This is a genomic window from Neorhizobium sp. DAR64862/K0K3, from assembly GCF_050500185.1.
GTDB lineage: Bacteria > Pseudomonadota > Alphaproteobacteria > Rhizobiales > Rhizobiaceae > Neorhizobium > Neorhizobium soli.
Map to the genome: position 1 here is coordinate 1,259,665 of NZ_CP191449.1, position 22,459 is coordinate 1,282,123.

Sequence of the window (22,459 nt, forward strand, 5' to 3'; positions counted from 1 at the left end):
CTTGGCGGTAGTCCCAAGCATCGCGATAGGATACCCACCCCGCTCCCGGACCCGCTCTGCCTGGTGAGCGATATGATACTGCTTCCAGCCCTGAGATCCTCGCAAGTCCTGCCATGTGTCTTTGACAGCGGGCTTCGCAATCCGAAGGAATAGCCTGGCCGTTGTGGGGTTGACCTGCGCTATAAACAGCGCTCCGATCTCGGTTGCCTCCCATGAGAGGCGAGCGAATAACTGAGCCTTCGATCCCCGTTTATCTTTTCAGGCAATCCGGTTTTGCTCCCTCCGGTGACACCGTGGTCAGCGTTGCACCGTTGGAAAGTGTCGTGGCGGTTTATGGCGCAGGCGGCGTGGTGGGCGAAGGTGGTCTGGCTTCTGCCTTTGGCGGCGCCGTGGTGTTTCGCAACGATGTCGCCGGCGCGTGCTACATCGGCGTCTAGGGCGCCCGGAACGCGTCACGCTTTCGCAGCGACCTTCGTGCACGGATGGAGATCATTCTCCTCAGGCACGCGCCCGATGCGCGGCTCAGTTTCTGGGGCGCGGCAAAAGAGCGGCCGTTGAGGAACTGAGTAGAAAGAGGGCCAGACGTCAGGTTCGCTCCGATGCAGTGCAGCCCATCGAAAGCCGGCTTGATGGGCGACTGAGTGTTCTGTGAAGTACTGGCGAAAAACTCCGCAGGTCGCTTTGGAAACTGAGCCTGTCACCAAACTCCTCTAATCCTCGCCCTTGTGGCGGGGATCCAGTCCGTACGTGTCCATGAAGTGAAGGAGTCTGTGACCCGACAGACCTCGTGCCGCTGGAATTTCGGCACAAGGGCTGGGAAGAGAGAAGTCGGGGTACCCCTCTCGCCAACAGCTTCTTCAGGGTTTATCCGCCAACGAAAAAGCCGCCCTGAAAGGCGGCTTTTCTTGTTTTTGGCATTCCCTGCGGAGTGGCTCGCTCAGCTGAAGCGACCAGCCGCGTGGGCGAGCATGGTGTAGACCTTGCCCGTATCCGAGGTCAGGTAGCTCTGGGTGACCGTCTTGTCGCGGTCGGTGCGGGCGACGTCGGCGAGGAGCTTTTCGAAATCGGCGATGTAGCGATCGACGGCGGTGCGGAATTCCGGCTCGCGCTCGTATTTGCGCTTGATGTCGTCGAACGTCTGCTGGCCCTTCAGCGTGTAGAGGCGGCGTGTGAACACGTCGCGCTCGCCGCGCTGGTAACGGCGCCAGAGGTCGACCGAGGCGTCGTGATCGATCGCGCGGGCGATGTCGACCGACAGAGAGTTGAGCGATTCCACCATGTGGCGCGGGTTGCGGTTGTCGCCGTTGGTGCGAACCGGCTGGGCCGGTTCGGCTGCTGTCGGGCGTGCAGCCTGCTGCGGCTGGCGAGCAACTGTGCCTGATGTATCGTCACGCGATGCACCGCGAAGGAGATCGCTGATCCAGCCGCCTTCACCTGGACGCTGCGTTGCTTCAGGTGCGCGGGAGACCGGGGCCTGAGGCTGTGCGAGAACCTGCGTTACCGGTGGCGTCTGTGACGGCGCCTGGGCAACCGGCTTGCTTACGCCCTGTGCGATGCTCGGCGTCGGACGATCGAGTGGCAGACTGTCACGAAGGACAGACGAGCCAAACGGTGCGCTCGTCGCGGCGGCTGGTGCCGTCGGAGCTGCAGGGCGCGGGGCCGCCGGCTGCGGAGCCGGCTGGGCGACCGGAGCAGGGCGCGACACTGCAACCGGCTCGGACACGTCGAGGCTCTGGGCGGACCGGCCGACTAGCTGCGAGATGTCCTGCAGGGCCTTGATCTGTTCAGCCACGGCACGGCGCATGGCGGCTGCGCTTTCCTTGGCTTCTTCGGGCAGATCGAACGCGCCGCGCTTCAGTTCGGTGCGAGTCGCATCGAGTTCCTGGCGAATGTCCTGGGCCGAGCGGCGGATCTCGTCGGTTGCGCCGGTAAAGCGGCCGATCGCCTCTTCAACGGAAACCCGCAGCGTATCGCGCAACTGCTGGGCTGCGCCATCGGTGCGGTTTGCGGCGTCGGCCAGCAGGCGCTCAATGTCGCCCATCGAACCGGTGATGCTGCCGCGCAGGCGCTCGGATAGATCGCGGGCGCGTGTTTCGGCATCCGACAGTGTCGTCTCGATGGCGCGGCCTGCCTCGTTGCCAGCCTCGCTCAGCGTCTCGCGCATAGCCTGGGCCGTGAGGTTGGCACGCTGCTGGGTTTCGCCCAGGCCGCGACCGATATCGGCGAAGGAAGCGTGCAGGCTTTCGCGCAGTGATGCGCCGATCTGCGAGGTGCGATCTTCGGCGCGGGTAAAGGCGCCATCGACTAGGGAGGTCAGACCATTGAGCGTGCCTTCGATTTCCTCCGAACGCTTGACGAGACCGGCAGAGAGCGTGCGAAGCGCGGTCTGGCGTTCGTCGAGCGTGCTTGCAAGGTTCGACTGGGCAGCGCCGAGCAGCTCGGACGCCTGAGCGAGAACCTTGGAGTGATCGTCGAAGCGACCGACGATGCCGCCGACCTGGCTGAGCGTCTGGCCGGAAATGCTGACCAGGCGATCGATGTTGTTTTCGAGCAGGCGGCTCGAACCATGCACGAGGTCGGCCGCGCTGTTGGCCGATTCGGCAAAGCGGTTGGCGGTCGCATCGAGCTTCTGATCGGCGTCGGACAGCTGTTCGCTGACACGGTCCGCTGCCTGGCCGAGATTGCGGGCGGCCTGTTCGACCAGCGATGCGATGCCGGAATTGCTTTCGGCAAGGCGCTCGATCAGGCTGTTGACGTTTGCCGACAGGCTCTGCTCGACGGCGCGCATGGCACCGGTGGCATTCTCTGTCCGCTGGCTGATGGCAGCGAGCGTCTCGTTGGTACGGGCGGAAATCGCCTCCACCAGTGCGTCGTTCTCGTTGCGGATGCGGTCGGTCGTATCGCGGGCGGCCGTGGAAAGGCGCTCGGCGCTTTCCTGTGCGGCCTGGCTGATGCGCTCGGCGGCGGACCGGCCGGTCTCGGCATATTCCTCGACGAGAGGGCGTGCCTTTTCGTCGATCAGCTTGGAGAGTTCGGCCGAACGGCTTGAGAGCATCGAGTTCAGGTCGCGGGTACGGCTGTCGAGTGACGAGCGGATCGATTCGCCACGGGCAGCGAGTGCCTTGTCGACGGCCGAAAGAGCGCTGTCGAGTTCGCCTGCGGTTTCGGCAAGGGTGTCGCGCAGAGACGTGCCGCGGGCATCGAGCGCCTTTTCGGCATCGCCAAGCGCTTCCGAAATCGCATTGACCTGCTTCTTCACCAGGCTGTCTGCTTCTGCGACCTTGTGGACGATCGCGTTGCCGGCTTCCGAGAAGGCCTGCGCCACGGTTGCCGCCTGACCGGCAAGCCGGTTCTGGGTTTCCGAAATGCGGTCGACGATATCGTTGGAGCGCTGTTCGATCGAGCGGGCAAACTCATCGTTGCGGGTGCTGAGTTCTTCCGTGAAGTCTGCGCCGGCGCGGGCAAGAAGCTCTGCCGAACGGCTGGCTTCGCTATCCATGCCCTGCGCTGCGGCGCTGACGGCGTCCCGCAGGCTGGAGGCGAGGCCGACAGCCTTGCCTTCGATGGTGCGCGACACGGCGTCTAGGCCGACGGTGAGCGCCCGGTCCATGGTACCGAGGCGTTCCTCGATGCGGGCGGTGCGTGTATCCAGCGTTTCGGCGATCCGATCCGAGGTTTCGGATCCGATGCGCTCAAATTCCTGCGTGCGGGATGCGAGCGCCTGATTGATGCGGTCTGCAGTTTCTCCCGACAAGCGCTCCAGTTCGGCCGTGCGATCACTCATCACGGTAGAAACGCGATCGGTCGCAAGGCTGGTAACGCGCTCCAGTTCCGCGGTGCGGGCGCCGAGTGCATCGGCGATACTGTTGCCGGCCGTGTCGACCAGGCTGGTCGCATTGCCCAGTTCCGAGCGGATGCGTTCTTCCAGACCACCGAAGGTCGTCTCGATCCGGGTGCCGGCGCCATCGAGGGCGGTAGAAACGCCGCCGACAGTTTCTTCGACGCGGCTCGAGAATCCCTCTGCGGAGGCTGTGATTTCGCGGGCGGCTTCGTTGAGCTGGCCTGCAATCGCGCCGACGTTTTCGCGAAGACGCGTTTCCAGGTTTTCACCGGCGCCGTCGATCGTGGCGCGCAGCGATTCCTGCTGGGCTTCGAGGGACATTTCCAGCATGCCGGCGCTGGTTGCGATGGTGGCGCCGATCGATGTTGCCTGATCCAGCATCAAGTCGGCCAGATGGTTTTGCGCATTGGTGAGCGTGCTGGCAATCAGGCCGCCGCGATCGTCGAGTGTCGAGCGAATGCGCTCGTAGCCGCCATCGAGTGTAGACGAGAGCTGGCGGTTTGCGGTGTCGAGCGTCTCGGCCATCTGACCGTGTGCCGTCGTGACCTTTTCGGATATGTCGCGGCTTGCGGTATCGACGACGCCGGAGATCTGTACGGCAGCGGTGCCGACCGTGTCGCTGATGGTGCGGGTTGCTCCATCCAAGGTCGAGGCGATGTTGCGCGTTGCGTCGCCGACGGACTGGGAGATGTTCTGGGCGCCCGAACCGACCGTCGAGGAAATCTCGTAGTTGGCGGCGCCGAGCGTCTGCGCGATGTCCTGTCCGGCTGTGGCAAGCGTATCGGCGAGCTGCTGGTGACCGAGGCCGATCGTTGCAGCAATCCGCTGCTGGGTGGCGTCGAAGGTTTCGTCCATCCGCTGCAGGCCATCGGCCATGCCGGTTTCGAAGCGGCTGGTGCCATCGGTCAGGGCGGATTCAATACGTGTGGCTGCGCCACCGACCGAGTTTTCGAGACGAGTGCTGCCACCGTCGAGGATGCGGGACAGTTCCGCAGCCTGGGTTTCGAGCGTGATGTCGAGGCCGAGCTGGCCGTCCTGGTAGGCACTGCGGATTGCATCCGTGCGATCTGCAAACGCGCTTTCGATGCGTTCCGCTGCACCGCCGACGGATGTCTCAAGCTGCGCGCTGCCGGACTGGATGATGCGCGACAGTTCCGAGGCGTGAGTCTCGAGCGTGATGTCGAGGCCGAGCTGGCCTTCCTGATAGGCGCTGCGGATGGCATCGGTACGATCGGCAAAGGCGCTTTCGATGCGCTGGGCTGCACCGCCGACGGACGTCTCAAGCTTCTCGCTACCGCCCTGGATGATACGGGTAAGTTCCGAAGCGTGCGTTTCGAGTGTGATGTCGAGGCCGAGCTGACCTTCCTGATAGGCGGTGCGGATGGCATCGGTACGATCGGCGAAGGCGCTCTCGATGCGCTGGGCTGCGCCGCCGACGGATGTCTCAAGCTTCTCGCTGCCGCCTTCGATGATGCGGGTAAGTTCCGAAGCGTGCGTTTCGAGTGTGATGTCGAGGCCGAGCTGACCTTCCTGATAGGCAGTGCGGATTGCGTCGGTACGATCTGCGAACGCCGTTTCGATACGCTGGGCTGCGCCGCCGACGGATGTCTCAAGCTTCTCGCTGCCGCCTTCGATGATGCGGGTGAGTTCCGAGGCGTGGGTTTCGAGCGAGATGTCGAGACCGAGCTGACCTTCCTGATAGGCGTTGCGGATCGCTTCGGTACGATCGGCGAAGGCCCTCTCGATGCGCTGGGCTGCGCCGCCGACGGATGTCTCAAGCTTCTCGCTGCCGCCTTCGATGATGCGGGTGAGTTCCGAGGCATGCGTTTCGAGTGTAATGTCGAGACCGAGCTGACCTTCCTGATAGGCGTTGCGGATCGCGTCGGTGCGATCGGCAAAGGCAGCTTCAATGCGGCCGGCAACCCCTTCTACGGAATTCTCGAGGCGTTCGCTGCCGCCGTCGAGGATGCGCGCCAGTTCCGAGGTCTGGGTCGCAAGCGTGATGTCGAGTCCAATCTGGCCGTCCTGATAGACGCTGCGGATCGCTTCGGTGCGTTCGGCCAACGTGGCTTCGATCCGTTCGGCTGCACCGCCGACAGACTTATCGAGCCGTTCGCTGCCGCTGTCGATGATGCGGGAAAGCTCGGAGACGTGGCTTTCGAGCGAGAGATCGAGACCGAGCTGGCCGTCCGTATAGGCCGTGCGGATTGCTTCGGCGCGAGCGGCGAACGTGTGTTCGATACGGCTGTCTGCATCCGATACGGCGCCGATCAGAGCTGCCGTCTTTTCTTCGAGTGCGCCTGTGAGGCGATCTTCATGCAGGGCAAGCGAAGTCGCGATGTCCATCGATCGGTCATCGAAGATCTCAGCGAGGCGGTCGCGGTTGGCGGCAAGCGTCGTGTCGAGGCTCGTCACCTTGCGCTCCAGTTCGCTGCCGAGCCGGATCTCGCTGTCGGACAGCGCCTTCGACAGGACTTCAGTCTTGTCGTCGAACATCGAGGACAGGCGCTCGGGTGTTCCCGACATCAGCTCGCTGATTGCCGAGGTGCGGCTGTCGAGGACTTCTGCAAGACGATCGTGGCTGCCGGTGACTGCATCGATGATGGCATCCGCACGCGAACCGACGGCGTCCTCGAAACGGGCCTGGCTATCGGAGAGTGCGGCGGCAAGTGCCGTGCCGCGTTCGACCATGACGGCATCGACCTTGTTGTGGGCGTCGCCGAAGCTGTGGCTGATTTCGTTGCTGCGGGCAGCAAGCGCATCGGAAAATTCGCGGGCGCGGTTTTCGAGCATGGAGTCCAGCACTTCCTGGCCGGTTCCAAGCGTCGTTGCGAGCGCCAGCGACTGGTCGGTCAGTGCATTGCCGATCCGGTCGATGCTGGACGACAGGATGCCTTCTATCGCATCCGAACCGCCTGCGACGGTTTCGTTGATGCGGGCGAGGCTGTCCATCAGCTTGCTATCAAGCGTGCCGGCGCGCTGGTCGAATGCCGTGGTAAACTGCGACAGGCCGTCGTCGAAGGTTGCCGAAAGCTGGCCAACGGTTGCCTGGAGACGGTCTTCGAACAGGCCGGAGCGGAGGTCGAGATCCATGATCGCGTCGTCGGAAGCGGTCTGCAGGCTCTGACGGAAGGTGGCGCTCTTCTGGTCGAGCGAGCGGTTGAGCGCGGCGATTGCCGTGTCCAGCGTGCCGCCGAGCGTCTTCTCGCTGTCATTCAGACCCTCGGTGATTTCGCGGGTGCGGGCAAGCAGCGTCTCGTTGAGCTGACGGGTGCGGTCGGCGAGGGCGGCGTTCAGCTTTTCGGTGTTGGCATCGATGGTCGACGCACGGGTTTCGAACTGGCCGAGCAATTCCTGACCGCGTTCGGACATGGTCGATGTGAGCGTGTCGAGGCGGATATCGAACTCGGTGGCCAGAGCGATACCGGACGATGCCAGGCTCGAGACGAGGTTTTCGGCACGGGCCGCCATCAGGGAGCTGAGCGCTTCACCGGCAGCGTCGGATTTTGCGATGAGAGACGCGGCGCGGGTGTCGATCATCGAGGCAAAGGCCTCGCCTGACGTGGCAAGGCGAACGGAGATCTCCTCTGTCGACAGCGACAGGTCTTCCTTCAGCTGCTCGTGCACGCCGACGATCGAGGAGCGGATACGTTCCGCATGGTTGACGATCGCGTCGCGCTCGGCACCGAGTTCATGCACCAGGCCGCGGACGCGCAGCTCGTTGTCTGTATAGCTGCGTTCCAGCGCGTTGACTTCGGAATGAACCAGCGTTTCCAGCTCGGAAGCACGCGCAATGGTGCGCTCGATGCCTTCGTTCATCGCAGACACTTCGCGACGGACAGCCTGGCCGACCGACATGATGCGCTCGGAGGCAATGGTTTCCGGTTCGGAGAGACGCAGGGCCACTTCCGCCATCGAGCGGGCCGCATTGCGCAGATCGGCAGCTCTCGCCATCATGATCGCGAAGGCGAAGAACAGCATGATCGGCAGCAGGATGCCGACGACGAGGGCGACGATTCCCGGTGCAGCGAGGACGCCGGCGACCGAGGTGAATTCCCACAGCTGGCTGCCGTAGATCAGCTGGCCGAGACCGATACCCGCAACAACCCAGAAGAACGAGATAATGGCGGCATTGCGGACGGCGCTCTTGATCGAGCCGCCTTCGAGCGAACGAAGAATCGCATTCGGGGTGCGGCGACCGGCATCATTGGCCGGCTCGAAAGCGGGCTGTCGGGCTGTCGTTTCGGGACCGGCCTGACGAGGCGGAGCGGATTGCGGATTTTGTGAGGACGATGGGGAGCGCTGCCTTGGCGTATCCGACACTCTGGTCTCCGAAGCGGTCTGAGTTGGTCGGGCGCGAGGCTGCTCGCCGTTGAAGTCGATCTTCAGCGCTTCTTCCAGTGCCTGGAAAGCCGTCTCATCGACCGACTCGCTGCTCGTTTTCTTCGCCATGCGGTTACGCCTCGTTACACTCACCCGGCGCTTTCGTTCCAGCTCTGCCGCCTGCAGGCTGGAAGTCGGGTCGCCGACCGGAACCCGGCCCGTGCGTCATGCTGGCCGCAATTCCACTTTACTCACAATTCGAACGGCCGTTGTTGCAAACGGATGATAATGAAAGCTTACCACCGTTCCGCCGTCAGACGCAGGATGGTTTACACACCCATCTCAACCGTCCTGTAGTGACACATTCGTGTCTTTCACACAATTGCTCGGCCGGGATCGGCCCGGAAAGCAGATTTGTTGTTAACAGAATTTAAACCACGAAAAATGTCGAAACCCCTGACATTCCGTGAGGTTGATGGAAATTAACCATGTCCCGAAATTTGCGCCGTGATTGTGCCGGAATTTAACGGGATAGGCAGCCGCTGTCCCGCATCACTGGGACGCATGATTGAGCCCCAAAGAGGAACAGAGTTTCATGTCAGCGGCGAATACTGCTTTTTCAACGCCCACTAGCCCGCGCGGGGCATGTCCTTCGCAGTCGCGCCCGATCGATCTCGTGCATCTTGCCCGCCAGACGATGGGCGACAAGACACTGGAAAACGAAGTGCTGATGATGTTTGCCCGCAACGCCCGCCGGGCGCTGCAGGACATGACGGGCGCAGACGCTGCCGGGGTTGCGATGACGGCGCATCGCCTGAGGGGTGCTGCATCTGCGGTCGGCGCGTTCGGCGTTTCCAAAGCTGCAGAAAAACTCGAAGCAGACGGTGCCGACGCCGCGCATTTGGCCGCGCTTGCCGCGTGTGTCGTGGAAGCGGAGAACTTCATCCTGAAACTCTGCCGCTGATCCGTGACAGTTGAAGGGCGCCGCAAGACAACGGCGCGTCGTCCGTTCGTGTTGACTGGACCGGTGATTTATCGGAAGACAACCGGCCAAGACTGCCACTCAATGCGGATTTCCTGATTATGACGAAACTGACCCTCGTTGCCTTCGACGGTACGCGCTTCGATATCGAAGCTGACAACGGCTCCACAGTGATGGAGAACGCCGTGCGCAATTCCGTGCCAGGCATAGAGGCCGAATGCGGCGGCGCCTGTGCCTGTGCCACCTGTCATGTCTATGTCGACGATGGCTGGACCGAAAAGGTCGGTCCTCCGGCAGCGATGGAAGAAGACATGCTCGACTTCGCCTTTGAGGTGAAGCCGACCTCGCGGCTGTCCTGTCAGATCAAGATCAAGGCCGATCTCGACGGTCTGATCGTGCACGTTCCAGAACGTCAGGCCTGAACCAAACCAGACGACGTTACTCCAAAAAAATGCCTCGCTGCGCAGTTAGCGCAAGCGAGGCAAGGCAGGCGCATAGCCGCAAGGCGAGGGAGGAAAACGCCTGCGGCCGCAATTGCGCCGGGGAGACCTGTGAAGCTTGTACAAGGCAACAACGCGGGACCTCTCTCGGTCCAAGTGCCTGATCGCGGCCGCGAACATCTGCGGCGCCTGAACGGGTAGATCCGGGCACCGTGGCCGGGATCGCGGGCGGCTGGATGACCCTTGATATGGGTCGTTGGCAGCGCCGTTCTGTTGCTACGGTTTTAGCCCAGACACACACATTAGTATATTGTTATAAGTCACCGATGAATGACAGGGTGGTGCGAAAGCTCCGCGCAAGTCTCGGGAAAGGTCGGGCTACGGGTCGGTTGATTGGCTGTGCGGTTCGAGATCGTCTTTCGCTGCCCGATCAGTCGCGCTTCATCCGGTATTTCAGGAGACGGGTCATCCGCTCGTCGAAGTTCTTCGACTCGACCTGGTCGAACCGCATCTGTTCCCGGTCGTGTGCTTCCAGAAGATCGCGAGTCGCATCGGCGACCTTCTTCTCGAGACTATCGCAACTGCTGGGCGTCGATAGGTCCAGAAGCTGTCTCTCGAGAATGCGGGCATGAGTGCGGGCAATCTCGGCATGGCGTTCTTCGTGGCGCTTGATGTCTGCCGAAAGCGTGTCCCATATCATGCCAAGATCCGCGTCTGCACGACGTCGATTGATCCAGCGTGGCAGAACGATATGGGTACGCAGTGTGACCCTTGCGGCGCCGACCGTGCAGCGATTGGCGCGCTCGACATAGGTCACTTCCCCGCCGAATTTGATTTCGGTTGCACCGGGATGACGGTGGCCGGTCGTGCGGGTCAGCGGACCGCGTTTTTCCAGCTCCTTGTCGAGGTCTTCGGCAGTTTTGCCGCCGATCTGAAAATACGAGTAAGTCTTGGTGATGATCGGTGCGGCCGATGCGGGAGAGGCGAAGACGCCTGCAAGAAGTACGGTACCGATGAGACGGCGAACCGCGCGCATTGAAAACATTCTGTGGCCTGCAACGTTGAACTTTAAAAGAGCTTGGGGCATAGCGGGGTCAAGCGCAACACGAGGTCTCTGAATTTTGCGTCAACTCTCCAAAGATGGTCAGCCGGTGATATCGCCGAGCAACAGGCTCTGGCATGTCGGGCGTGGACGGGTGCTGGAACTGGGCGCGCAAGGCCATATCATGGCGATCGTCAACGTGACGCCGGACTCGTTTTCCGACGGCGGTCGACATGTGCAAACGGATGCGGCCTTGAGGCATGCGCTGTCCTGCGTCGCCGAGGGCGCAACGATCCTCGATATCGGCGGCGAATCGACACGGCCCGGTGCGGACCCGGTGACGCCTGCCGAAGAGCAGGACCGCATCCTGCCGCTGATCGAAAAACTCTCGGGCGAAAGCGACGCCATCATCTCGGTCGATACCTATCGTGCGGCAACGGCGCGGCTGGCCATGGCAGCCGGCGCCCATGTCATCAACGACGTGCACGGCCTGCAGCGCGAGCCTGAAATGGCTGACGTCGCCGCCGAAACTGCGGCCGGTCTCTGCATCATGCATACGGGGCGCGACCGGACCGATCGACGGGCTGATGTGATTGAAGACCAGCACCATTTTCTCACCCGCTCGCTTGAGATCGCGCATGCCGCGGGGATCAAGGATGAGGCGATCGTGCTCGATCCCGGGTTCGGCTTTGCCAAGAACCGCGACGAGGACATGGAACTGATGGCGCGATTCGGCGAGTTGCATGCGTTCGGATTTCCGTTGCTGGCGGGAACGTCGCGGAAACGGTTTATCGGTGCGGTCACGATGCGGGATCCGGCTGATCAGCGCGATATCGGCACCGCTGCCACGACTGCGATTCTCAGGCTTGCTGGGGCTGCGATCTTCCGGGTCCATAACGTGGCCGCCAACCGCGATGCGCTGCTGATGGCAGATGCGGTTCTAGCAATCCACGCAGCACAAGGTAAGGACATCTGATGGGGACCTACAGCATCGCCCTCAAGAACTGTGCGTTCTTCGCTCGCCATGGCGCGCTCCCGGCAGAGGAGACGCTTGGTCAGCGATTCTATGTCGATCTCGTCATGCATGTGGATGCCGAGGAAGCGCTCGAGAACGACGACGTCGAGAGCACCGTGCACTATGGCAAAGCCTATGAGATCGTCGAGAGGATCGTGACCGATACGCGCCGCAACCTGATCGAGACGCTGGCCAAGGACATCGCGAAGGCGCTCTGCGCCTGGTCGTCGCAGATCCGCCGGGTCGAGGTGACGGTGCGCAAGCCGAGCGTGCCGATCCCTGGAATTCTCGATCATGCCGAAGTCAGGATCGAGCATGTCGCGTGACGGCTCGATGGAATTGGTAGCGCTGGGGCTCGGCGGTAATGTCGGTGATCCGCGGGCCGCGATGGCGGATGCGTTGCGGGAGCTCGATGGCCGATCGGACTGTCGGGTGGTCGCTGTTTCCCGGCTTTATGCCACGCCGCCATGGGGCAAGACCGATCAGGCCGAATTCCTGAACTGCTGCGCGCTGATTGAGACGTCGCTTCTTCCCGAGCCGCTTCTCGATGTCTGTCTCGATATGGAAAGGCGGCGCAAGCGCCAGCGTGTCGAGCGCTGGGGCCCGAGAACGATCGATCTCGACATGCTGACTTACGGCGACCAAGAGTTTCGAACCGAGAGGCTGGAGCTTCCGCATCCGCGCATGACGGCGAGGGGGTTCGTGATGATGCCGCTTGCCGATGTCGCGCCGGATATGGTCCTCGGACAGAAAAATGTCCGCGACTGGCTGGCAGAGGCGGACATCGAAGGCATCAGGATTGCTGATGCAAACAGGGACTGGTGGATTACGGCTTGATCGAGCCGACGGCGATCGAATCGAGATCGCGATCCAGCGACAGGCCGATCACAGGCACCATCTGGTCTTCGACCTTGACCGAGATGGTGATGTTCATCTTGTTTTCGCCGCGCAGGCTGGCGACCATTGCGCCATTCAGCTGTGCACGGTTGATGCCCATCACGACCTTGTCGCCATTAACGGAACCGGAGACGATATCGAGGCCCTTGCCCTGGGCGCCATCCAGGAACTTGCCGGAATAACCGGTGCTGCTCTGGCTGATGACCGCGGACATCGGCTGCTGGAAGACGCCGACGCGGCAGGTGCCATCGAGCTTGATGCCGACAGTGCCATCCGGCTGTGCAGCGCCAACCAGGTTGCAGCTGAACTTGGTGCCCTTGTACTTGCCCGCGACGATTTCGCCCGGGCCTTTCCAGACACCACCGACCTGCTGGAAAAAGGATTTGTCACGTGAAGCCGCCAAGGCCTCAGGTGCCAGGGCTGGCGCCGTTGCGATGGTCAGTGCAACGATGCCGCCGAAAAGCGAAAAGAGGCGCGAATACATGTGCTTTCCCTTGGAAACCAGAAACTTCAAGTGCCTCGTAAATTAGCGCGGAATGGTTAATGACTGGTATCTTTTCGGGTCACGGAAGGTAAACGCCGCGGCATCAATCGGTCTTGCGCGGACCGACCGGAGAGAGATCGGACATGAAGTCGCCGATCCCCGGACGCTTCACGGCGCGGAAGGGAAGTGGGCGGCAAAGATCCATCGCGGCGATGCCGATGCGGGCCGTCAAAAGGCCGTTGATGACGCCTTCGCCAAGTTTGCTCGATAGCCGGGAAGCCAGGCCGTGGCCCAGAACCTGCTGGGCGATGCCGTCTCCAACGGCGATCGAGCCTGTGACGGCCAGATGCGCCATGACGTCGCGCATCAGCTTCAAAAGCCCGAGCGTGCCCGGCCGCCCGCCGTAGAGATCTGCCATCGCGCGGATCAATCGCGTCACCTCGAACAGGACGTAAACGAGATCGACAACTGCTCGGGGGCTGACGGCGGTGACGACGGAGACCCGTTTCGAGGCGCCGAGAATGAGGATGCGAGCCTGCCGGTCGAGCGGCGACAGGAGTTCGCGCTCGGCGAGATCGATCAGTTGCGGGCCATCGATGATGTCGTCCTTCGTCGCATCGAGGGCTGCGCGTCCGCGGGCGGTCTCCGCCCGGTGACCGGTCAGTTTTGTCAGGGCTGCAACGACGGTTCTGGCCGCGGTCGGCCTCGTTGATTTCAAGGCTTCTTCCGCTTGCGTCTTCAGCGTCTGGACCGCGGCAAGCCGCATCATTCCGACGATCTCGCGACCGACCATGACGAGAAGCGCAACGATGCCGACGCCGAGCGCAGCCGCTGCCGCGTAACCGAGCCAGTCGGACCGGGCGAACAGATCCCGGATGATCCGATCTGCCCATAGGCCGAAGGCGAGCGACAGGAATGTGCCGAAGGCCGCGGCTGCGAGGTTGGCGAACGAGAACCGCTTCCGCTTGACCGGGACCGCGACGGCAAGCGCGTCCGGTGAAAGTTCCTGCGGGCTGATGAACGGATCGAGCTCGTCCGGCGTGATGGCAACGCCGTCGTCGAAGCGGCGCGGTGCGCGGTTCGGATGGGTCTGCGGCTCGTCCTTAGGCGGCATGTCATCCTCGACAACGAAGGAAGAGGGGCGGCGGCGGTCATCGGTGATCTTGCGGTCGGTCATGCGAGGCGATCTCCCAGCAGAAACTGCATGGCGCGGTCGAGCCTGATATGCGGGACCGATAGGGTAATGCCGCCCTTTTCGTCGAGAGCCGGGGGACGGAAGCGCACCACGTTGACATCCGGAAGCTCGGAGCCCGGCTGACCGAGCTGCCGAAACAAGGCTTCCGGGTCGGCCGGAAGGTCGCCAGGGAAGATCGCCGTCTGCCGCGTGCCGTCGAAGACTTCGCCATTGATGGTTTCGCCTGCCATCGGTGTGCCGACGATGACCGGCAGTTGGTGACTGCCGTCCTTCACGGAAGCTTCACGCGTGGCGCGCACGGAGGCGATTGCCATCACGTCGATGCCGGCGCCGGCCATGCCGATCCGCTCGATGGCGCGGTCGACGAGGCGGCCGGTCAGGCGTTCCAGCCGGTCGTGGCTTTCGTGATGCAGATGGTCGGCCTTGGTGGCTGCGACCAGCACCTTGTCGATGCGCCGGCCGACCAGCGACGAGAAGAAGCTGTTGTGGCCGGGACGGAAGCAGGCGAGTACGTCGGTCAGTGCGCGTTCCAGATCCTGCACGGCCTCAGGGCCACGGTTGATCGCCTGGAGCGCGTCGATCAGCACGATCTGCCGGTCGAGACGCGCGAAATGCTCGCGGAAGAAGGGTTTGACGACGATTGTCTTGTAGGCGTCGTAGCGGCGCTCCATCATCGCCCGGAACGACCCCTTCGGGGCCGGCGTATCCGGAAGATCGGCGAGGGGCGCAAAGGTGAGGGCGGGCGAACCTTCCAGGTCGCCGGGCATCAGAAATCGCCCGGGCGGCAGGGTGGAGAGCGAGCGCTCATCGGATTTGCAGGCTTTCAGGTAGGCCGCAAAACTCTCGGCCAGCCGACGCGCGGTTCCTTCGTCCGCCGGTGCGTCCATGTCTATGCCGGAGGCGAACGAAAGCCAGTCCTTCGACAACTCGGCGCGAATGCCGGTACGGGCAAGGGCTACCGTGTTGCGGCTGAAGGTCTCGTAATCCTGTGCCAGCAGCGGCAGATCGAGCAGCCATTCGCCGGGATAGTCGACAATGTCGATCGACAGCCGGCCGCGGGAAAACATCCGGTTCCATCCACTGGCGCTCTGGTATTCCAGCGTGACGCGGAGTTCCGAGATCGCGCGCGTCGAGTCCGGCCAGATCCGTTCGCGCACCAGTGCGTCGATGTGATCCTCATACTGGAAGCGCGGTATCGCGTCGTCCGGCTGCTGCTCGAGCCGCGCCTGCGAGACCCGGCCGGAGCGCATTGCCTCGAACAGCGGCAGTCGGCCGCCGTTCAGGAGATTGTGGACAAGCGACGAGATGAACACCGTCTTGCCGGCACGCGACAAGCCGGTAACGCCAAGCCGCATCGACGGATTGACCAAGTTCGATGCGCGATCGGCGAGATTATCGAGAGCAATCTTCGCGTCGTCGGTGATACTGGTGAGCGCTGGCGGCAAGGTGTCGTCCCAAAACTGTTTGTCGCTATATAGGGACCGTCAGGCAATGCGCAAAGGGATGGGATGCCTTGGAATCTGTGGTCACGGCGTGATGAAATCTGTCAGGTTCCATGCGGGTCGCGAGCCGTCGCTTCGGCCTGCGTGATCGATGACAGCAAGGCCTGCCGTCGGATACCCTGAGGGCAGGGCGCGGGCTGCATGCTCTTTTCCGATCAGTTCCCCGAACACGTCCTCGATCGTCGGGTTATGCCCGACGAGCATCACCGATCCGCTGCGGTCGCTGGTAAAAATCAGCGCGAGATAGGTGCCGACCGATCCGTTGTAGACCTCATCGATGAATTCGGGCTCGATGGTTTCGCTGATTGCGCGGCGCACCGCCTCCGCAGTCTGGCGGCAACGCATAGCCGTCGAACTGATAACAGCGTCGGGGCGGTAGCGACGGTCCGCCGCCTTGTCGGCAACGATTTCCGCTTCGGCGAAACCGTCCGTCGTCAGTGTTCGATCGAAATCTCTCTGACCCTGTTCCGGGTTGGCCGCCCGGCCGTGCCGGAGAAGGTAGATGCGTGACGGCGGCGGCGCGAGTGTCGGCATATCGGTGAAAGACGCCATTTCTTTCTCCTTTGACCGCCTGGACGGTAATTCCGTGACTTCGGAACTTCAACCACGCCTGCGCCATGATTGCCAGTTGCGCTGCCCAGGAACCGGTTTCAACCGAAGTCGATTAAAGCATAGAAAATAGTCATTTAGCTGATTTTTGTGACAATTTTAAAATTGCCTCAATAACGAGCGGAAGGCTTGAACCGGAACAACCAAAGCGATATAGAGCGGCCACGAGATGTTCTTCAGGAGAATCGCGTTGAGTGAGAAGATCGATCTTAGCAATTATGTACTCTCGGAAACCGACGAGTTCATGAATGCAAACCAGAAGGCGTATTTCCGGGCAAAACTGACGGCCTGGAGAAACGATATCCTGCGGGAGGCGCGGGAGACTCTGGATCATCTGGCAGAGGAAAGTGCCAACCATCCCGATCTGGCCGATCGCGCATCTTCGGAAACCGATAGAGCCATCGAGCTTCGTGCCCGTGACCGGCAGCGCAAGTTGATCTCCAAGATCGACGCGGCGATGCAGCGCATCGACGACGGGACCTATGGCTATTGCGAAGAAACCGGCGAGCCAATCGGACTGAAGCGTCTTGACGCCCGGCCGATCGCAACCCTGTCGATCGAGGCCCAGGAGCGGCACGAGCGTCGCGAAAAGGTCTATCGCGACGAATGATTTCTGCTTGACGCATGGTCTACGGCAGAAACGACAAAAGGCACGGGAAACCGTGCCTTTTGTCGTTTGATGTCATGGATACGTGCAAAGCCCGCGGCCCTGCATGTCATTTATCGCGCGTGGCGGACATTTCCCCAAATATACGGGCGACTTCGTCCTGAAGTGATGGCTCGGCAGTCGCGCCGGTAATCGGTGCGACAGCAGGATCGCGCTGCGGCAACTGGCGGTTTGGTGCTGGTACCGCGATCGTCTCGCGGCCGGCGTTTTCCCGCGCCGCAAGGTTTTGTGCCATTTCCTCTTCCAGAATTTTCTCGAAATCGCTCCCGAGCATCTTCGGCTTTTCGAGGGCCGGCTGTCCGCCGGTCGAGAGGTCCTCAGGATTGATCGGGACAACGCGCGACGGTTCTGTCGGCTGGTCGGGCTCGGCGTGAGCAAGAACCCGACTGCGCGCGGCTTCAAGCGCGTTTGCCGCATCGTCGACCCTGGATGGTGCAGGCTGCGGGATCGCCGTTATCGCTGCCGCGGCGATCGGCGCTGCGGCAACGCCAGCGGCTGTCGAAACCGTTGCCGGGATGACGACGGTCGGTGCCGGACGCTGTGGCTCGGGGGCGGATTGTCTTGCCGGCGGATCCAGTCGCTGCGGGGCGGGTGGCGATACGGACGCAGTCGGCGTCGGCTCCGACCGGGATACCGGGCTCACAGGGCGAGCGGGAATGGGAGATGGCTGGGTCGCGAGTGGTGGCTTCGCACGCGGGGCGTCGTCGCGCACAGAAATCTCCCGCATGGGCTCAGGCCGTTCGGCCTCTGGCAGAGCTGCCGGGCGAGGGTCCGGACGCTGCCTCTGGGCAAGTGCGGGACGTGGTTCAGAAGGCGCGCTTTCAATGGCGGAGGGCTGTGAGGGCGAGTTCGTCGCGATGCCGGTTTCGATCACGATATCGGTCGGCCCGCCGATCATGACGAGGTGCTCCACGCCGTCGCGGCGGATCAGCACGAGGCGGCGACGTGCATCGACGGCTGCCGCATCCAGCACCTGCAGCCGCGGATTGCGGTTGCGTCCCCCGCGGACGAACGGCGACGGTCCATTGCGACCGCGCAGCATCCACAAGATGCCGAACAGGAAGAGAAGCCCGATGCCGACACCGAGGACCGCGATAACCATCCGGCTGCCATAGGCGCCCATCAGTTCTTCGGCCATATGCTGATACTCCTCATGCCAATCGTCACATTTGAAAAGACGACAATTTTCGCTTCGATCAAGGGGTGCTGCGATGCTGTCTTGATGGAAAACATCACTTCGGAGAGGAAAGATAGGGCACAAGTCTTCACTGTCCCGGGTTTTCTGGCACAACGGAGCTTTTTGCGTCGCCGACAACTTGCTAAGAAGGAATCATAGGGTTTTCGGCTCCGTGGAGCATGACGGCCGCAGTAGGATGGCTTCGGCAGTCGGCCGTTGCGAAATGCGAGGGATTGATGACGAAGTTGCAGCAGGGCGGCAACTACGAGACCCCACTGGTCGAGCGTAAGACGCGGGGTGGAACCATTCTTCGGATCGTGCTTCTGGCGCTGGTGCTGCTGGGCGTTGCAGTCGCTTTTGTGGTTTTTCAGCAGGCACTCGACAATGAGATTGTGCTCGGCCTGCTGGGCATCCTTGCCATGGTCGGCATTTTTTTCCTCGTCTCTTCGATGATTGGCCTCGTGGAAGTCATGCCGCAATCGCGGTCCGACGATCTCGCCCGCGCTTTCCTGGCCGGCCATCCAGACGGTATCCTGATCACGGACATCAAGGGTCGCATCGTCTACGCGAACGCTGCCTATGGTCGGATGACCGGTGCGACGAAAAAGAGCGATATCCAATCCCTTGAAACGCTTCTGTCCAAGTCGCGCGAATCCAACGAGGCGCTCTACAGGCTGACATCCGCGCTGCGGGAAGGCCGCGAGGGTCATGAAGAATTCCGCCTGCTGCAGCCGCTTGGCCGCAGCACGGGCACTGCCGTCGTTGGAGAGAATGGTGCGGGCGCCTTCTGGTACAGGCTGAAGGCCGGCCTTCTGGCGGGTTCGGGAAACAACAAGGCGCAGCTCGACATCTGGCAGATTACCGACACGACCTCGGAACGTTCGGACCAGGAGCGCTTCTTTCGCGAACTGCAAAACGCCATCGACTACCTCGACCATGCGCCGGTCGGGTTCTTTTCCGCGGGCAAGAAGGGCGAGATCTTCTATCTCAACGCCACGCTGGCTGAATGGCTGGGTCTCGATCTGACCAAGTTTTCTCCGGGATCGATGACGATCGACGATCTCGTGGCGGGCGAGGGCATGGCGCTGATCCAATCGGTTCAACCGGCGCCAGGCCTGAAGCGCACGGAGACGCTCGATCTCGACCTGCGCCGTGCCAACGGCCAGAGCCTGCCGGTGCGACTTGTTCACAGCGTCAGCTCCATGCGCGACGGTGCGCCCGGCGAAAGCCGCAGTGTCGTGATCAACCGGCCGCATGGTGAGGACACCGATCAATCCGCGTCGGCAATGCGTTTCACGCGCTTTTTCAACAACACGCCGATGGCCATTGCGTCCGTCGATGGCGAAGGCCGGATCCTGCGCATCAATGCGCCGTTCCTGCGACTGTTCGCCGGGGTTCTGACCCGCGACGACGTGGAAAGTGGTGCGTCGCTGGAGCGTATCGCGCACGAGACGACCCGCGATCAGCTGATGGCGGCGCTTGCTGCCGCACGCGACCGGCAGGGCGACATTACTCCGATCGATTCGCGGCATCCGGGTGACGAGACCCGCTATCTGCGTTTCTACGTCAATGCGGTGATCGACGAGAGCGACGAGGCACCCGAAGAGGCGGCCATCATCTATTCCGTCGAGACGACCGAGCAAAAGGCGCTCGAGACGCAGATGGCGCAGACCCAGAAGTTGAACGCTGTGGGAACGCTGGCAGGCGGCATCGCCCACGATTTCAACAATGTGCTGACGGCAATCCTTCTGTCCTCCGATCACCTGCTTTTGCAGGCGCGTCCGTCCGATGCGAGCTTTGCCGACCTGATGGAAATCAAGCGCAACGCCAACCGGGCCGCCGTTCTGGTGCGCCAGCTCTTGGCCTTCTCGCGCAAGCAGACGATGCGTCCGGCGGTGCTGAACCTCACCGATGTGGTGGGCGACCTGCGCATGCTGGTCGACCGGCTGATTTCCGGCACCAATGTCAAGCTCGATGTCGACTACGGGCGTGACCTGTGGCCGGTGCGTACCGACCTGTCGCAGTTCGAGCAGGTTCTCATCAACCTCTGCGTCAACGCGCGCGATGCGATGCCGCAGGGCGGCACGATCCTGATCAAGACCCGCAATGTGACGGCCGAGGAAACCAGCAGCTTCCATCAGGCCGATCTGCCGGCGGAAGATCTCGTGATGGTCGAGGTTGCCGACAGCGGCACGGGCATTCCGCCCGAGATCATGGACAAGATCTTCGAGCCGTTTTTCACCACCAAGGAAGTGGGCAAGGGTACAGGTCTCGGCCTTTCGATGGTCTATGGCATCATCAAACAGTCCGGCGGCTATATCTATCCGGAATCCGAAGTCGGTCGCGGAACGAGTTTCCGGCTGTTCCTGCCGCGTCACATTCCCGAAATACCGGTCATCACGCCAGAGGCCGCAGAGGCTGCAGCTCTGGCAGCCGCACAGCCTGTGGCTTTGAAAGCGCCGGCAGATGATATGGATCTCACGGGCAAGTCTGCGGTCGTGCTGCTTGTGGAAGATGAAGAAGCGGTTCGCCGGGGTGGCAAGCGCATGCTGGAAACGCGCGGTTATACCGTGCACGAAGCCGGATCCGGCGTCGAAGCACTCGACATCATGGACGAGCTCGAAGGCAAGGTTGATATCGTCGTTTCCGACGTTGTAATGCCTGAGATGGACGGGCCGACGCTTCTGACGGAACTGCGGAAATCCTATCCGGATCTGAAGTTCATCTTCGTCTCCGGATACGCGGAGGACGCGTTTGCGCGCAACCTGCCGGCCGATGCGAAGTTCGGTTTTCTGCCCAAGCCGTTTTCGCTGAAGCAGCTTGCCGTTGCGGTTCGCGAGATGCTCGACTCGGACTGATTTTCTGATCCGCCTGCCAACCTTTATGGAGCCTCGCGATTCGTCCGTCGAACCGCGAGGCTTCTTGCTTTAACGCCTGATTTTCCACAGGTTATGCGTGCGTGAACGTTCCGGGAACGAAATCGCGATAACGCAGTTCAATCAAGCTGATAAAAGCCTCTTGATTGATGAGAACAAAAAGAGTACACGATGTCCATCGGCTGCTTCATTGCTTGCGTGGCGGCAATAACCTAAAGGTGGGACCTCATGGCACAGAATTCATTGCGGCTCGTAGAGGATAAAGGCGTGGACAAGAGCAAGGCGCTCGAAGCAGCACTCTCACAGATCGAACGATCCTTCGGTAAGGGATCGATCATGAAGCTTGGCTCGAACGATAGCATCGTCGAGATCGAGACAGTTTCCACCGGTTCCCTGAGCCTCGATATTGCGCTCGGCATCGGCGGTCTGCCGAAGGGCCGTATCGTCGAAATCTATGGTCCGGAAAGCTCGGGCAAGACAACGCTTGCCCTGCAGACCATTGCCGAGGCTCAGAAGGGTGGCGGTGTTTGCGCCTTCGTCGACGCGGAACACGCGCTCGATCCGGTCTATGCCCGCAAGCTCGGCGTCGATCTGCATAACCTCCTGATCTCGCAGCCTGACACCGGTGAGCAGGCGCTTGAGATCACTGATACGCTGGTGCGTTCCGGTGCTGTCGACGTTCTCGTCATCGACTCGGTTGCGGCATTGACGCCGCGCGCCGAAATCGAAGGCGAAATGGGCGACAGCCTGCCGGGTCTTCAGGCCCGTCTGATGAGCCAGGCACTGCGCAAGCTGACAGCGTCGATCTCCAAGTCGAAGACGATGGTGATCTTCATCAACCAGATCCGCATGAAGATCGGCGTGATGTTCGGTTCGCCGGAAACGACGACAGGCGGTAACGCGCTGAAGTTCTACGCCTCCGTCCGTCTCGACATTCGCCGCATCGGCCAGGTCAAGGAACGCGAAGAAGTCGTCGGAAACCAGACACGCGTCAAGGTCGTCAAGAACAAGATGGCGCCTCCCTTCAAGCAGGTCGAATTCGACATCATGTATGGCGAGGGCGTGTCCAAGACCGGCGAGCTCGTCGATCTCGGCGTTAAGGCTGGGATCGTGGAGAAGTCGGGCGCATGGTTCTCCTACAACAGCCAGCGTCTCGGTCAGGGCCGCGAGAACGCGAAGTCGTTCCTGCGCGACAATCCCGAGGTGGCACGCGAAATCGAAACGTCGCTGCGCCAGAATGCCGGCCTGATCGCCGACAAGTTCCTGCAGAATGGCGGACCCGATGCCAATGACGGCGACCAGGCCCCCGACCCTTGATCGGACCTGGGTTGGGATGCCGATATAGGGCATCCTGACGCTGATCTTCGCCGGTTTTTCGGCTTTCAAATCTTGCCGGCCGCCATCTACGA

The 22,459-nt window shown here is 61.9% G+C and carries 15 protein-coding genes; 8 read left to right on the forward strand and 7 right to left on the reverse strand.

Annotation, left to right across the window (positions count from 1 at the left end; genetic code table 11):
• Nucleotides 1-937: 937 nt before the first annotated feature.
• A complete protein-coding gene (locus ACQY1L_RS06145) occupies nt 938-8,293 on the reverse strand; it encodes a hypothetical protein (RefSeq protein WP_430261995.1) in 7,356 nt (2,451 codons plus the stop codon).
• Nucleotides 8,294-8,759: 466 nt separating this feature from the next.
• On the opposite strand from ACQY1L_RS06145, the gene ACQY1L_RS06150 reads away from it, so the two are divergent.
• Both ACQY1L_RS06150 and ACQY1L_RS06155 read left to right on the forward strand, forming a co-directional pair.
• On the forward strand, nt 8,760-9,128 hold the full coding sequence (locus ACQY1L_RS06150; protein WP_062456603.1) for an Hpt domain-containing protein: 369 nt from the start codon (nt 8,760-8,762) through the stop codon (nt 9,126-9,128).
• A 119-nt stretch (nt 9,129-9,247) separates the two neighbouring features.
• Complete coding sequence (locus ACQY1L_RS06155; protein ID WP_062456606.1) at nt 9,248-9,568, forward strand: 2Fe-2S iron-sulfur cluster-binding protein; 321 nt, start codon at nt 9,248-9,250, stop codon at nt 9,566-9,568.
• Between the two features lie 448 nt (nt 9,569-10,016).
• On the opposite strand, the gene ACQY1L_RS06160 is transcribed toward ACQY1L_RS06155, so the two are convergent.
• Nucleotides 10,017-10,631: a DUF922 domain-containing Zn-dependent protease gene (locus tag ACQY1L_RS06160; protein WP_082471927.1), complete on the reverse strand. Its 615-nt coding sequence runs from the start codon at nt 10,629-10,631 to the stop codon at nt 10,017-10,019.
• Nucleotides 10,632-10,812: 181 nt separating this feature from the next.
• On the opposite strand from ACQY1L_RS06160, the gene folP reads away from it, so the two are divergent.
• The 3 genes from folP to folK are packed head-to-tail and all read left to right on the forward strand — an operon-like array spanning nt 10,813 to nt 12,480.
• Entirely contained in the window at nt 10,813-11,604 is a 792-nt protein-coding gene (folP, locus tag ACQY1L_RS06165; RefSeq protein ID WP_430243847.1) for a dihydropteroate synthase, read from the forward strand.
• A complete protein-coding gene (folB, locus tag ACQY1L_RS06170) occupies nt 11,604-11,969 on the forward strand; it encodes a dihydroneopterin aldolase (protein WP_430243344.1) in 366 nt (121 codons plus the stop codon). Before folP ends, folB begins: the two co-directional genes overlap by 1 nt.
• Nucleotides 11,938-12,480 carry a 2-amino-4-hydroxy-6-hydroxymethyldihydropteridine diphosphokinase gene (gene folK / locus ACQY1L_RS06175; protein WP_430243346.1) on the forward strand — a complete coding sequence of 181 codons (543 nt, stop codon included), beginning with the start codon at nt 11,938-11,940 and terminating at the stop codon, nt 12,478-12,480. Before folB ends, folK begins: the two co-directional genes overlap by 32 nt.
• Here folK and ACQY1L_RS06180 read toward each other — a convergent pair.
• From ACQY1L_RS06180 to ACQY1L_RS06195, 4 genes are all read right to left on the reverse strand, one after another.
• Nucleotides 12,470-13,024 carry a hypothetical protein gene (locus ACQY1L_RS06180; protein WP_430243348.1) on the reverse strand — a complete coding sequence of 185 codons (555 nt, stop codon included), beginning with the start codon at nt 13,022-13,024 and terminating at the stop codon, nt 12,470-12,472. The two genes, folK and ACQY1L_RS06180, sit on opposite strands and share 11 nt — an antisense overlap.
• Before the next feature lie 103 nt (nt 13,025-13,127).
• Nucleotides 13,128-14,201: a YcjF family protein gene (locus ACQY1L_RS06185; protein WP_430243349.1), complete on the reverse strand. Its 1,074-nt coding sequence runs from the start codon at nt 14,199-14,201 to the stop codon at nt 13,128-13,130.
• On the reverse strand, nt 14,198-15,664 hold the full coding sequence (locus ACQY1L_RS06190) for a YcjX family protein (RefSeq protein ID WP_430243351.1): 1,467 nt from the start codon (nt 15,662-15,664) through the stop codon (nt 14,198-14,200). Before ACQY1L_RS06190 ends, ACQY1L_RS06185 begins: the two co-directional genes overlap by 4 nt.
• Nucleotides 15,665-15,745: 81 nt before the next feature.
• The gene (locus ACQY1L_RS06195) at nt 15,746-16,255 is read right to left on the reverse strand and encodes a SixA phosphatase family protein (RefSeq protein WP_062458026.1); all 510 of its coding nucleotides are present in this window, start codon (nt 16,253-16,255) and stop codon (nt 15,746-15,748) included.
• A 265-nt stretch (nt 16,256-16,520) separates the two neighbouring features.
• Between ACQY1L_RS06195 and dksA the strand changes: the two genes are divergently transcribed.
• The gene (gene dksA / locus ACQY1L_RS06200) at nt 16,521-16,940 is read left to right on the forward strand and encodes an RNA polymerase-binding protein DksA (protein WP_062456626.1); all 420 of its coding nucleotides are present in this window, start codon (nt 16,521-16,523) and stop codon (nt 16,938-16,940) included.
• Nucleotides 16,941-17,046: 106 nt separating this feature from the next.
• Here the strand turns inward: dksA and ACQY1L_RS06205 are convergent, their stop codons facing one another.
• Nucleotides 17,047-18,135: a flagellar biosynthetic protein FliO gene (locus ACQY1L_RS06205; RefSeq protein WP_062580851.1), complete on the reverse strand. Its 1,089-nt coding sequence runs from the start codon at nt 18,133-18,135 to the stop codon at nt 17,047-17,049.
• A gap of 275 nt (nt 18,136-18,410) precedes the next feature.
• On the opposite strand from ACQY1L_RS06205, the gene cckA reads away from it, so the two are divergent.
• Entirely contained in the window at nt 18,411-21,032 is a 2,622-nt protein-coding gene (cckA, locus tag ACQY1L_RS06210; protein WP_430243354.1) for a cell cycle histidine kinase CckA, read from the forward strand.
• 246 nt (nt 21,033-21,278) lie between these two features.
• Entirely contained in the window at nt 21,279-22,367 is a 1,089-nt protein-coding gene (recA, locus tag ACQY1L_RS06215; protein ID WP_062456635.1) for a recombinase RecA, read from the forward strand.
• Nucleotides 22,368-22,459: the final 92 nt, after the last annotated feature.

What these genes read in the sequence shown, in the direction of transcription:
- ACQY1L_RS06205 (WP_062580851.1), bottom strand. Translation starts at nt 18,135, where the DNA reads ATGGCCGAAGAACTGATGGGCGCCTATGGCAGCCGGATGGTTATCGCG.
- ACQY1L_RS06180 (WP_430243348.1), bottom strand. Translation starts at nt 13,024, where the DNA reads ATGTATTCGCGCCTCTTTTCGCTTTTCGGCGGCATCGTTGCACTGACC.
- folP (WP_430243847.1), top strand. Translation starts at nt 10,813, where the DNA reads ATGGCGATCGTCAACGTGACGCCGGACTCGTTTTCCGACGGCGGTCGA.
- cckA (WP_430243354.1), top strand. Translation starts at nt 18,411, where the DNA reads ATGACGAAGTTGCAGCAGGGCGGCAACTACGAGACCCCACTGGTCGAG.
- ACQY1L_RS06155 (WP_062456606.1), top strand. Translation starts at nt 9,248, where the DNA reads ATGACGAAACTGACCCTCGTTGCCTTCGACGGTACGCGCTTCGATATC.
- ACQY1L_RS06150 (WP_062456603.1), top strand. Translation starts at nt 8,760, where the DNA reads ATGTCAGCGGCGAATACTGCTTTTTCAACGCCCACTAGCCCGCGCGGG.
- ACQY1L_RS06160 (WP_082471927.1), bottom strand. Translation starts at nt 10,631, where the DNA reads ATGTTTTCAATGCGCGCGGTTCGCCGTCTCATCGGTACCGTACTTCTT.
- folB (WP_430243344.1), top strand. Translation starts at nt 11,604, where the DNA reads ATGGGGACCTACAGCATCGCCCTCAAGAACTGTGCGTTCTTCGCTCGC.
- ACQY1L_RS06185 (WP_430243349.1), bottom strand. Translation starts at nt 14,201, where the DNA reads ATGACCGACCGCAAGATCACCGATGACCGCCGCCGCCCCTCTTCCTTC.
- ACQY1L_RS06145 (WP_430261995.1), bottom strand. Translation starts at nt 8,293, where the DNA reads ATGGCGAAGAAAACGAGCAGCGAGTCGGTCGATGAGACGGCTTTCCAG.
- folK (WP_430243346.1), top strand. Translation starts at nt 11,938, where the DNA reads ATGCCGAAGTCAGGATCGAGCATGTCGCGTGACGGCTCGATGGAATTG.
- recA (WP_062456635.1), top strand. Translation starts at nt 21,279, where the DNA reads ATGGCACAGAATTCATTGCGGCTCGTAGAGGATAAAGGCGTGGACAAG.
- ACQY1L_RS06195 (WP_062458026.1), bottom strand. Translation starts at nt 16,255, where the DNA reads ATGCCGACACTCGCGCCGCCGCCGTCACGCATCTACCTTCTCCGGCAC.